Origin of the sequence: Acinetobacter albensis, assembly GCF_900095025.1 — a bacterium.
GTDB classification, from domain to species: Bacteria; Pseudomonadota; Gammaproteobacteria; order Pseudomonadales; family Moraxellaceae; genus Acinetobacter; species Acinetobacter albensis.
Genome location: NZ_FMBK01000002.1, coordinates 120,604 through 132,794, shown reverse-complemented (window position 1 = coordinate 132,794; position 12,191 = coordinate 120,604). Strand labels below are relative to the sequence as shown.

Genomic DNA, 12,191 nt, shown 5'->3' with positions numbered 1-12,191 from the left:
TCATGACTGCTGAACTTAACTTTGCGGTTTCCCAGTTTTTAATTCAAAAAGCTGAGCTTTGTGATAACTATGATTGGGATGCTTATCTTGATCTTTATGATGAAGACAGTGAATACCATATTCCACAATGGATTGATGACCATAATTATGTTCAAGATCCAAATCAGGGCTTGTCTTATATTTACTATGAAGACCGTACTGGATTAGAAGACCGAATTTTCCGAATTCGTACAGGTAAGGCAGCCTCTGCAACCCCATTACCACGTACATTGCACATGATTAAAAACGTGCGGGTCAAAGAATTGGAGGATGGTTTAATTGAAGCCAAAGTGGCATGGCATACCTTGTATAACCGTCAAGGTTTAGAAGGCAATTTTTATGGACATGCCACTTATACATTGCGTAAGAATGAAGATAGCTTCCGTATTCGCCGTCAGCATACCATCTTGCTGAATGACAAAATTGACTCTGTCCTCGACTTTTACCATGTTTAAGGGCCACTAATATGACGCATTCAGTCGCGCTCAATTTTGCTGATGGTAAAACTTTTTTTATTTCGGTACAGAATGACGAGTTGTTGCTGAATGCAGCCATTCGTCAAGGTATTACATTACCTTTAGATTGTCGTGAAGGGGTTTGTGGCACCTGCCAAGGTCAGTGTGAAACTGGGATTTATGAACAAGAATATGTCGATGAAGAAGCATTAAGTCAACGTGATTTAGCAGAGCGTAAAATATTGGCCTGTCAGACTCGCGTAAAGTCCGATGCTGCATTTTATTTCGATCATAATTCTGATATTTGCAATACAGGCGATACACTCAAAATTGCAACGACAGTGACTGCGGTAGAATTGGTTTCAGAAACGACGGCTATTTTGCATGTAGATGCAAGTAATCATCAACAACCTTTGCATTTTTTACCTGGTCAATATGCGCGTTTACAAATTCCCAATTCTGAAGATTGGCGTTCTTATTCTTTTGCTAATCGACCGAATGCAAATAACCAATTACAATTCTTAATCCGCCTCTTACCCAATGGCGTGATGAGCAATTATTTACGTGAAGCTTGTCAGGTTGGAGATACCATTTTGATGGAAGCGCCTTTAGGTAGCTTCTATCTACGTGAAGTCGAACGACCATTGGTGTTTATTGCTGGCGGAACAGGCTTATCTGCATTTTTAGGCATGCTCGACAATATCGCTGAACAGCCCAATGCCCCAGCGGTACAACTTTTTTATGGGGTGAATAGCGAAGCTGATCTCTGTGAACAAGAACGTTTACAAGCATATAGCCAACGTATTCCTCAGTTTAATTATCAACCGATCATTACTCAAGCATCTAAACACTGGACAGGCAAAACGGGTTATATCCAAGATCATTTAAATAAAGATCAACTCGCAGAGCAAGCTTTTGATATGTATCTGTGTGGTCCCCCTCCAATGATTGAGGCAGTAAAAAGCTGGTTAGGCGATCAATCCCTACAAAATTATCGTATTTACAGCGAGAAATTTTTACAGAGCAATAATCCTCGCAGTTAATTATCCATGCTGTCTGTTCAGCATTATTGCAGTTTTCACACCCAAGGAATTGGGTGTGACCGCAACAAGATTAAAACCTTAATCTTATTGCCACAGACTTTAAGTGAAAATATTTCAATACCCATTAAATCAGATCCTGAAGGAACAGAGTATGAATCGCGAGCAAATCAGCGCACTCGTTAAAAAAATGAATGTAGACACAGCGACTGGTGAAGTCGATAAAAGATTACAAGAAATTATTGTACGTTTAGTGACAGATTTATTCCAAGCCATTGATGAACTGGATATTCAACCCTCTGAAGTTTGGAAAGGACTCGAATATTTGACTGATGCAGGTCAAGCCAATGAACTCGGTTTGTTAGCAGCAGGTTTGGGTCTAGAACATTTTCTAGATTTGCGTGCTGATGAAATTGATTTGAAAGCGGGACTGTTTGGTGGAACGCCACGTACTATTGAAGGTCCACTTTATGTAGCGGGAGCACCCGAATCTGTCGGTTTTGCGCGTATGGATGATGGCTCCGAGTCTGATCAAATTGATACGCTTATTATTGAAGGTACAGTGAGCGACACAGAAGGCAATTTAATTGAAAATGCCAAAGTCGAAATTTGGCATGCAAACAGCTTAGGTAATTATTCCTTCTTTGATAAGTCTCAATCGGAGTTTAATTTGCGTCGTACTATTTTTGCTGATGAACATGGCAAATATGCGGCTTTAACCACAATGCCTGTTGGCTATGGTTGCCCACCTGAAGGGACAACTCAAGCCTTATTAAACAAATTGGGACGACATGGTAATCGCCCTTCGCATGTACATTATTTTGCATCTGCACCGAATTTCCGAAAACTGACCACCCAATTTAATATTGAAGGTGATCAATATTTATGGGATGACTTTGCTTTTGCAACACGTGATGGTTTAGTCGCAACGGCTGTAGATGTAACTGATGCCAGTGAAATTGCACGTCGTGGCCTCGACAAACCGTTTAAACATATTACCTTTAACATTGTACTGGTTAAAGATACTGCGACAGCGCCTTCGGCAGAAGTTGAACGTCGTCGCGTTTGTGCTTGATCTGAACAGCATAAATTAAGCATGAATCCAATTGTATCTGGATTCATGCTTGAACATTTCACCATGATTTATGCAAAATTTTCACTTTATTGCTGTATTTATATTTAGACCACATTTTAGAAAATTCGACGCAATTCAAATTTTTTATTCCTCTTAATATTCGTTTTGTAAATCTTCCAAAATTGATTCATTCATCTGCCCCCAGTCTGCACTATCCAATTACAGTTTTATGCTCCGTAAAATAAACTTAAACCTCCATTGATCCCATTTGGAAAAAATGGATGCTTTCAAGGAATTTATGGATAGTTTAAAGCAAGTAAAAAGCGTTCAATCAATAACATGGCAAGCTTTGTTTTAACTTCAAAATATATCAAATTATTTTTTCATAAACTCGAAAAAAGATTAAATGATATTTAAAAAATTTTAACAATCCAGCAGAGCCAACTTGATGACCAAATCTGTTGTGTAATTAAAAACCGAGTCAATCATACTTTAAGGATTGCACTGTTTTTAAAGTAATTTTTTAGGTTACAGCAGTAGGTTTTAACATTTTTAAAGGAATAAAGATGAAAACAATTGATATAAATACGGTGATAGACCGTGAAAAACTATCACCCCTACAATGGTTGGTATTTGCACTTGGTTTTTTAGTCTTTTTTTGCGATGGTCTAGATACAGGTATTATTGGTTTTATTGCACCTGCGCTATTAGATGATTGGGGTATCAGCAAATCTCAACTTGCACCTGTGTTGAGTGCTGCCTTAGTCGGCATGTCGATTGGTGCCATTCTTTCTGGCCCAATGGCCGATAAATTTGGTCGAAAAAAAGTCATTACCTTTACAACTTTACTTTTTGCCGCCTTTACCGTGCTGTGTGGTTTCGCAACCTCGACTCAAGAATTAATGATTTATCGTTTAATTACAGGAATTGGTTTGGGTGCAGCAATGCCAAATATCAGTACCATTGTGTCGGAATATATGCCTGTTAAACGTAAAGCATTTTTAACAGGGTTGGCAGGTTGTGGTTTTATGTTGGGGATTTCATGTGGTGGTCTGCTTTCGGCTTATTTACTGGAAAATCTAGGTTGGGAAAAAGTGATTATTATTGGCGGAATTATCCCGTTGCTTCTGGTCATTGTACTGATTTTTAAATTACCTGAATCTACCCCATACTTAATTAAAAATAATCAGCAGCAAAAAGCACAACGTATTTTAGAGCTGATTCAAGGTAAGCCTTTTTCAGAAGCAGTTATTCTGAAACTCGCTCAAACTGAAGTTCAATCTACACAAAGCCCAGTGAAACAAGTACTTGGAAAATATTTATTTAGCTCTAGCATGTTATGGTTATGTTGCTTCATGAGCTTACTGGTGTTTTATCTATTGACCAGCTGGATGCCGACTATTTTGAAAACAGCAGGTTTTAGTACTCAACAATTTAGTTTGATTGCTGCGATTTTTCCTTTCGGTGGTGTCATTGGTGCAACCATTATGGGCTGGTACATGGATAAAACCAATCCAACCATGGTGATTCGCTATTCATATTTTATTGCTTTTGGCTTGTTTATTGTGGCAGGTTTCCTCAGTTCAGATTTACTCTTTTTCGGGATTACTATTTTCTTAATCGGTGCTTTACTTGCTGGAGCTCAATCTTCACTTTTACCTTTAGCCACTATTTCATATCCTTCAACATGTCGTGCGGTAGGCGTATCATGGATGCACGGGATTGGTCGAATTGGAGCAATTTTAGGTGCATTTTTCGGATCATTAATTTTTACTTTTGATTTAAGTTTGAGTGGCTTGTTCTATATTTTGGCTATTCCCACTTTTATTTCATTTATTGCACTCAGCTTAAAGGTTTATCATGAAAAATCTAAAACTCCACAGCAAGCTAAAATTGAAGAACTTGCATAAACACCATTAAAGTATCGACCTTAAAAAACCCTGATTTAAATTAAACTTTAAATCAGGGTTTTCTTTTATTTTTCACAGGAGCTACAAATTGATGACTTTATTTTTCGTTTCACTTGGTTTTTCTCCAAATTCTTCACGATATTCTTGTGAAAAACGGCTTAAATGATTAAAACCCCATTCAAAAGCCAACTGTGAAATCGATATTTTTGGATTTAAACCTGAGCTGCTTAAAATCTTATAAATTTGTTGCAGTCGGTATTTTTTTAAATAAGACATTGGGCTGGTTCCATAATAATACTGAAACTCTTCATACAGTTTTGATTTCGAAACCCCTGCTAAATGGTGCAAATCATCCGCACAAATATCTTCTTTAGCATGACTCACAATAAAATTACGTACTTTTTGAATATAATGAGGCTGTTGGCGTGTGGTAAATTCCTTCAGCTGTTCAGAATAATTATTTTCTTGAGATAATAATAATGCCTTAATGATAAAATTTTCATAATCTTCAGACAACATGGCTAAACCATAAAAGCCCATATATTGTGATTTAAACTGCAAAAAATTTTGAATATTTTTCCACCATGCCGTAATTAACTGCTGCGAATCAAAATCCATTTTTGGATTAAAGAGAATTGGCGTTTCAATTGGTTGTTTCAGTAGTTCGGCTAAAACAAGATGTAAGCTTTGTTCAGGAATAACCACCTGAATTTTTTTACAATCTTGGTCAATGGTCAAATCCTGCAAATCTGCATTTGAAACAATTAATCCATTTTTTTCATCTGAGAGATATCGTTCCCCACGCATATTTAAAATTTGTTTTCCCTGTAAAGGTAAACTAATGCTATAGGCTTTAAGGTTAGAAATATTAATTGCGACATTTGCACCGTAAGAAATAGTGCCGATGGCCATGCGTTTGTGCGGTAAGCGTAAACCATCATAATGAAAATCTAAATTATTACGACAGCTTGTATCTAAACGATGTTCACCACAAATACTTGACATCAAATTTTGAGCAAAGTCAGCTTTACTCGAATAGTGATTTAATTCAACATCTTGTTGGCTTAGTGATTGCATTCCATTTTCACCTAGCTAAAATATTCTAAGGATTAATATAACAGTTAACGACTTAGTCTGAATAGGATAATTTTATTATTACAAATAACAGAGCATTTATATTGATTCATTATTGGATAAAATTGCTTTTCTCATTTCATTTTAAACAATCTAAATCTTATATAAAGTCAGATTTTTAAATGATTTGATATAAAATCATCATCCATTCAGTTGTGTAAAAATAATATGAACTGTTTTATATCAATCAACTACCGACTCTATATTTATAAGGTATATTTTTATATCAAAAACCTTAGATAAATTAAATTTTAGTTGTTATATAATTATTTTGCTTATATGGTTTTTTAATATAAGTTAAGAATAACAATTCTCTTCAATCAATACATATAAGGATATGGAAATGTTTGATTCAGGAAAATATGAAAACTGGCTACCCAAGAAATTTTTTGCTCATTTTCATCAATCGAAAGATGTCTTAGACTGGACAATGAAAGCAAATGGCCCCCATCATTTACATATTCCAGACCCTCAAAAAATTGATTTTTTTCATGAAGGAATTCAAATTGGTGAAACCACTTTTGGTGTCATTCGTTACTCCACTCTAGTGAATATTCATATTGATAATTTGAAGCATTGTTATATTTTTAATGTGCCGCTCGAAGGTATACAAGAAATTAAAATTAATACTTCCACTATTTATTCAAGTTGTGATGTAGCTGCTATATTTTCACCTGATCAACCCTTTTCTATGGTTTTAGAGCAAGATTGTCAAAAGCAAATGATTCGTATTCCTAGAAAAAATATGGAAAATCATTTAATGCGAATGTTAGGTTATAAAATTACCCAACCCCTGATCTTTGATATTCAAGCACCTATGCAAGGTTCGATTAAAAAATGGTTTAATTTAGCGATGAGTTTTCAGGATTTTTTGTTAGAAAATAATACCCTGATTGATTTTCAAAGTATCTGGACGAATTTTGAAAATAATCTTATTTCTATTTTATTAAACTCTCAACCACATAATTACAGTTTAGAACTTGAACGTCGTTTACAAGGAAAACCTTCTTATTTAAATCATATCGAAAGTTTATATAAAGAAAATTTATCTCAACCGTTAAAACTCAGTGAACTTGAAAAGATGTTAGGTATTTCTCGCGAACGTTTATATCGTGATTTTCACACTTATTTTGGCCAATCCCCAGTGGCCTATCTACGTAATTTACGTTTTGAAGAAACCTATAAACGCTTAAAAGAAATTAAAACTTGGGAAAATGTTTCAAGCATTGCAATGGATTGTGGTTTCCAACAATTAGGTCGTTTCTCTCAAGAATATAAAACTCGTTTTGGTGAGTTTCCTTCTGATACCCTTAAAAATAATAAATAGCACTGCATAATATTCGCTGATGCGCTTGAAACAGGATTTTATTCTTATATCATTTATATTTATCTAGAAGAGTACTTTATAAATAAAGTGCTCTTTTTTATTAATTACTCAATCATTCAGCTAAGATAAATCATGGGTTTATTCTAAATCTTTTTGCAGATGTTTCGCAGTTTTGTCTGGATTGAGAAATATAATCGCGACAATCCCCACAATAAATAAATAAATACCAATATAAGAAAAACTTAAATTCATCCCCATGACCAGTTTACTTAACATAGCAGTATCTGAAAGCATGCCTTTTATCGGTTGAATATAGCCTGCTGATTCCATAAACATGCCAACCATACTGGGTGAAATTATTCCCCCTAAAGAAGCCAAAGCAGTCACTGTCGCCATAACGGCTGCACGCTGTTTAGAACAAATGCTATAAGCCAAAGTAATGGGTGCCAATGGAAAGGTCATCGCCATACCTGCCGCCACAGTCAGAATACAGACGGCTGCAATTCCAGTGGTATAGGGCAATATCATAAAGAAAACACCAGATAATAAAATGAGACAACCAAACACACAACCTAAGGATTTATGGACAGAACCTCCCTTTTTCATCAAGATTTTAGATAAAAAACCTGCAAACAACAATGTGAGTGCACCAAATATCCAAGGTAAGGTTGAGATCATGCCGATCATTTGTGGAGAAGTGCTGATCACAGCAGATAAATAGCGCGGTGACCAAGTGGTTAAAAATCCCATCGCCCAGAAACAGCCAACACCTGCTAAAAAAGCGGAGATAAACATGGGGGAGATAAAAATCTTGAAGAGTGGAACTACTTTTAAAAAATCTGAAAATTCAGCAATACTTTTATTGTTAATATAACTGGTGTTTGGGTGAACCAAAGGCTTTGGCTGAATCAATTGCTCTTTTGCTTTGATATGGCTATAGGGTCCTTCTTTTGCAATGACAAACCACAATAAGCTCCAAGCCAGCCCGATGATGCCTAAAAAACCAAACGCCCATCTCCATCCATAAGCAGGATGAGCAATAATGGCTGCCAGCAATGGTGCAGCAACAATTGGACCCAAGGTCGATCCAATCGCTACCAAGCTACTTGGCAATCCACGCTCTTTTGGCTCATACCAACCATGAATATGTTGCAAAGTAATCGGCGTAGCAGGCCCTTCTGCAGCCCCTAAAATAATTCGTGTCACCAACAATAAAGTGATGCCTCCGCCTAAAAGCATCGGAAATTGTAAAACTGCCCATGCAATACCCATCATAAGTAGAATCCAACGGGTTTGAATTTTTGCTGCTAACAATCCGACGACAATAGATGAAATGGCAAATAAACAAAAAAAGGAACTGCCGATCAAACCAAATTGACGACTCGTCATCCCCAATTCACGCATTGCAGGTTCAGCGACCAGCCCTAATACCGCTTTATCGGCAAAGTTGATCATTTGAAAGATGATTAACATTCCCGTAATAAGCCAAGCCCGACCGCTGATTTTGCCAGTCCCGAGCGAGTCCACAAATGAATTCGGTACATTTTTTGTTTGGCTCTTCAAGTATATACCTCCCGAATTAAGTCATACACTTTACGCTCTTTAACATAAGATTGAACAATATCCACAACATTAAAGATATCGTTATCTTCTGCTGTATCAGTATTTTTTAAAAGTTCACTATACTTAATTTTACTTATTATTTATGAACAAATAAAAGCATTTACATTCAAAATATATTTTAAAATTATGATTTTTTATTCGACCTTTTACCATTAAAAAATAAACATCAGCACACAAAAAAGCCCTCAATCTCTTGAAAGCTTTTTATATGAAAAAATTTAAAAATGATTCTATTGAATAATTAAAATTCGCAGTTAGGCAATGTTGCTGGATCTATAAAACGAATATTGCGCGCTGCAGATACCTGAACCACTTCCTGAGGTTCTGTCAAATTATGCAGTTCTGAGAATAAACTGGCTAAATCATTTCCAGGACTCACCCAAAAAATACCTTTGGCTGGTCCTTCTGAAGTCACTTTATAACCATGTGTAGTTCCACGTGGCCAATAAAGGTAATCCCCCGCTTTGGCCGTGGTCCATTCTCCATCTAAATAAAGTGAATATTCACCTTCAAGAATAAATGCATGTTCATCCTGAACAGGATGCATATGAGGAGGAACAAAAGTACCTGAAGGATCATTTGAAATCCATGCAAAACTGGATTGTTGGTCACCGCCAATAATCGGTTCATATACATGACCCAGCACATTCCATTTCAAATTTTTTAGTTCTTTATTTAAACGCGATTCGCTGAATACTAAAGAAGATAAGTGTTTTTGATTAAGCATTTCCATTGTCATACTCCTTTTTTTTCATTCAACCAAGTTTTCAGCATTCTTCCTATGCATTTCTTCGTTAATATTTATTCAAAAAAGCAGATAAAACATACAAATGTAAAATAAAAGACGTATCGTGCTGATGCGGCACTGCTCACTCTTTCAAGTGATTGATGAGACACAGTTTTTATAAAAAAATTATTTAGTATCATCAAACTAATTGAGAGGAAAAATTCTGATCTTGGTTTTATTTCAACGACTAAAAGGACTTTAATTCACTTTAAATTAATTACCAACTAGACTTAGAATAGAAAAAATAATCCATTAATTCATCGTCTAAGTTTAAAATTTTAACTCTATTTATCATTTTTTTAACCCTATTGATCCTTCATATCATCTATTTATAAAAATAAACCACATTTAAAAATGTGGTTTAAGTCAAAAAATGAATATTTATAAATGAGTAGACTGATAAATTTTTTCAATCGCTTGAACTATTTCACCTTTTTCTAGAAAGTGAAACAGTAAACTAAAGTGATCACTGTCTTTAAGAATAGTAAAATTTGCACTGTTGCCTTTCAGTTCCCACTGATCTTTCATTTTTTGCGACTGTTCAATAAATGCGTATGTTTCATTTTGACCTACAAAAAATTCCGCAGGAACTAAATCATTGACTACTCTGAATAGCGGCGAATTGGTTATTGCCTGTGCCTGATTTAATTGAAGATTATGATTTAAACTGGTCGATACTAAAGGCTCTAAATCATATATTCCACTTATGGGGATAATACCTTGAATATTAAGCTGATCTCTAATTACTTGCTTCGCATTTAAAACTAATTCTGTGGTTAAATGTGCACCAGCAGAGTGCCCACAAATATACAACGGTAGATTTTTAACATCATTATTTCCATCAGCGTCATTGTTCACAAAGGCTTGGACTGTAAGTAAGCCATAACTTAATGATTGTCTTATTCTCTCTATACTAACTTCAGGACAAAGCGGATAATTCATGATGGCGATATGATAGCCAAGCTCAGCCAAATGATCAGCGATAAAATGAAATTGATTTTTATCTCTTGATTGCCAATATCCCGCATGTAAATAAACTAAAATTGCTTTTGCCTTACCAACCGCATAACAAAGATCAAAGCATTCACGCTCATGGAATCCATAATATACATCTTTGTTCCATTGTTTATGGATCAGTACTGCTTGATTTAATGCTTCAATCTGAGACATCACTTCATTATAGTTTTCATTTTTTTGCCCAGTAACGTAGTCATTTTCGAATTTATTTGCATCCATAGCCATTACTCTGCTGATTTCCTAGCGTTCTATTGAATCTATTTATCTCATTTTAAAATATTCAAAAGTTATTTTTTTTTATCCAATTTATGCTTTTAAGTTTTGCTCCCTCGTATTGTTGATTTCAATTTTGAATAAATGCTCCTAATGATAAAAATTAACTGCTCGAGATTCCGTAGATGGCGTTGATTACTCATGTCTAAATGTCGCAGGTTGTTCTCTTGTCTGGGTTTTAAGTGTTGTTGTTGAAAAGCATTTAGATAAAATGGCATTGATCCGATTACACATCAACAAGAGCAACTTAATAAAGAATATGCTCAGTCACAAGATTTCATTTTCCCTTCACCTCGGCATGACTCTAATCGATATAGATATTTATCAAATTCTTTATTTATCCTTTTAACATATGAGTTCAAAAGAATTTAAGTCGTTCAAAATGAGGATGTCCCATATCTCGGATAATCGGACTAACCCAAAGATGAAGTGTGGGTCATAGCCGATATAGACGTTTTTATCTATTTAAACTTTTCATTTTATTTTTAGACAAGTTATACAAATAGTCACATGTTAACAATATGACAATTAATCGAGTTAATTGAAATGCGACTACAACGGGAACTGCCAATCCTAAAGCTTTAGCCGTTAAAGCCATTTCTGCAATGCCGCCCGGTGAAATCCCTAAAATCATGGTTGCTTCATTAAAGTTTAAAAATCTTGCCAATACAATTGCAATCAGAGTACTCATGATTAACCCAATCATATTAAAAACTAAACACCCAACTATGAATTTTCGACTGGTACTAAAAAAGTTAAATGGGAATTTGCTTCCTAATGACCAACCAATACAAAGTTGACCAAAGTGAATTAAAAACTCGGGTAAATTGGTCAGTTGAAAATCAAAGGCAGTTAATCCACCAATTAGAACGAGAGGCCCTAATACCCAAGGATTCAGGACATTCAACTTATTCGCCAGCAAAGCTGCACAAAAAGAGAGACATAATAAAATCATCACCTCTAAAGCTGTGCTTTCCACATATGAGGGGGTTGGCATAAGTGATAGATTTACAGTGTAATACCACTCTAAAAAGACGGGTATACATACCACCAAGAGCACAATACGTAAACTGTGTGCTGCTGCAACTTTATCTACCTGAGCATGATAACGTTCTGCAATATTCACCATTTCACTCGCCCCACCAATGCAAGATGAAAACCACGAAGTCGCCCAATCTAAATGAATCAATTTATATTGAGCCCAAGCTAATACTGATCCTAAAATCAATGCCCAAACAATACCGATGACTAATGCTGGCCAATTCAGTAAAAGTGTAGTCATCATTAGGGGCGTAAAATAGAGTCCCAGTCCTGTTCCAATAACCCATTGCCCACATTTACGCCATCTTAAATCACATTGACTCGGTACTTTAATTATTCCGAATATTACGGTAATTAATAGCGGTCCTAATAACCAAGGTAAAGGAAAACCCAAGACATTGGCTAGAATAGCTCCAGCAAATGCAAAGCTTAGGCCCTTGAGATTTAATATAATTATATTCATAGACTCA

Annotated in this window: 10 protein-coding genes; 5 read left to right on the top strand and 5 right to left on the bottom strand. The window is 35.5% G+C overall.

The features are described from left to right. The first annotated feature begins 2 nt into the window (after positions 1–2). The 4 genes from antB (at position 3) to GA0116959_RS01865 (ending at position 4,519) form a co-directional block, all read left to right on the top strand. Positions 3–494 carry an anthranilate 1,2-dioxygenase small subunit gene (gene antB / locus GA0116959_RS01880; protein ID WP_053579913.1) on the top strand — a complete coding sequence of 164 codons (492 nt, stop codon included), beginning with the start codon at positions 3–5 and terminating at the stop codon, positions 492–494. An 11-nt stretch (positions 495–505) separates the two neighbouring features. Then, complete coding sequence (gene antC, locus GA0116959_RS01875) at positions 506–1,537, top strand: anthranilate 1,2-dioxygenase electron transfer component AntC (protein WP_092717774.1); 1,032 nt, start codon at positions 506–508, stop codon at positions 1,535–1,537. Positions 1,538–1,688: 151 nt separating this feature from the next. Further along, the gene (catA, locus tag GA0116959_RS01870; protein WP_092717771.1) at positions 1,689–2,609 is read left to right on the top strand and encodes a catechol 1,2-dioxygenase; all 921 of its coding nucleotides are present in this window, start codon (positions 1,689–1,691) and stop codon (positions 2,607–2,609) included. 566 nt (positions 2,610–3,175) lie between these two features. After that, positions 3,176–4,519, top strand: coding sequence for an MFS transporter (locus GA0116959_RS01865; RefSeq protein ID WP_092717768.1), 1,344 nt, complete (start codon positions 3,176–3,178; stop codon positions 4,517–4,519). An 81-nt stretch (positions 4,520–4,600) separates the two neighbouring features. Here the strand turns inward: GA0116959_RS01865 and GA0116959_RS01860 are convergent, their stop codons facing one another. Then, complete coding sequence (locus GA0116959_RS01860) at positions 4,601–5,596, bottom strand: AraC family transcriptional regulator (RefSeq protein ID WP_092717765.1); 996 nt, start codon at positions 5,594–5,596, stop codon at positions 4,601–4,603. Between the two features lie 400 nt (positions 5,597–5,996). Here GA0116959_RS01860 and GA0116959_RS01855 point away from each other — a divergent pair, with 400 nt between their 5' ends. Beyond that, positions 5,997–6,980: an AraC family transcriptional regulator gene (locus GA0116959_RS01855; protein WP_092717763.1), complete on the top strand. Its 984-nt coding sequence runs from the start codon at positions 5,997–5,999 to the stop codon at positions 6,978–6,980. 138 nt (positions 6,981–7,118) lie between these two features. Here GA0116959_RS01855 and GA0116959_RS01850 read toward each other — a convergent pair whose 3' ends face one another. The 4 genes from GA0116959_RS01850 to GA0116959_RS01835 all read right to left on the bottom strand — a co-directional run bounded on the left by GA0116959_RS01850 (position 7,119) and on the right by GA0116959_RS01835 (position 12,184). After that, a complete protein-coding gene (locus GA0116959_RS01850; RefSeq protein ID WP_425304195.1) occupies positions 7,119–8,507 on the bottom strand; it encodes an MFS transporter in 1,389 nt (462 codons plus the stop codon). 337 nt (positions 8,508–8,844) lie between these two features. Further along, entirely contained in the window at positions 8,845–9,336 is a 492-nt protein-coding gene (locus GA0116959_RS01845; protein WP_092717754.1) for a cupin domain-containing protein, read from the bottom strand. 435 nt (positions 9,337–9,771) lie between these two features. Continuing rightward, positions 9,772–10,632, bottom strand: coding sequence for an alpha/beta hydrolase (locus GA0116959_RS01840; RefSeq protein ID WP_244878551.1), 861 nt, complete (start codon positions 10,630–10,632; stop codon positions 9,772–9,774). Positions 10,633–11,137: 505 nt separating this feature from the next. Next, complete coding sequence (locus GA0116959_RS01835; RefSeq protein WP_092718076.1) at positions 11,138–12,184, bottom strand: AbrB family transcriptional regulator; 1,047 nt, start codon at positions 12,182–12,184, stop codon at positions 11,138–11,140. Between the last annotated feature and the right edge of the window lie 7 nt (positions 12,185–12,191).

Bases quoted from the DNA above. Each gene is read 5' to 3' on its own strand.
- antB (WP_053579913.1), top strand. From the start codon at position 3: ATGACTGCTGAACTTAACTTTGCGGTTTCCCAGTTTTTAATTCAAAAA.
- GA0116959_RS01855 (WP_092717763.1), top strand. From the start codon at position 5,997: ATGTTTGATTCAGGAAAATATGAAAACTGGCTACCCAAGAAATTTTTT.
- GA0116959_RS01835 (WP_092718076.1), bottom strand. From the start codon at position 12,184: ATGAATATAATTATATTAAATCTCAAGGGCCTAAGCTTTGCATTTGCT.
- GA0116959_RS01860 (WP_092717765.1), bottom strand. From the start codon at position 5,596: ATGCAATCACTAAGCCAACAAGATGTTGAATTAAATCACTATTCGAGT.
- catA (WP_092717771.1), top strand. From the start codon at position 1,689: ATGAATCGCGAGCAAATCAGCGCACTCGTTAAAAAAATGAATGTAGAC.
- antC (WP_092717774.1), top strand. From the start codon at position 506: ATGACGCATTCAGTCGCGCTCAATTTTGCTGATGGTAAAACTTTTTTT.
- GA0116959_RS01840 (WP_244878551.1), bottom strand. From the start codon at position 10,632: ATGGCTATGGATGCAAATAAATTCGAAAATGACTACGTTACTGGGCAA.
- GA0116959_RS01865 (WP_092717768.1), top strand. From the start codon at position 3,176: ATGAAAACAATTGATATAAATACGGTGATAGACCGTGAAAAACTATCA.
- GA0116959_RS01845 (WP_092717754.1), bottom strand. From the start codon at position 9,336: ATGGAAATGCTTAATCAAAAACACTTATCTTCTTTAGTATTCAGCGAA.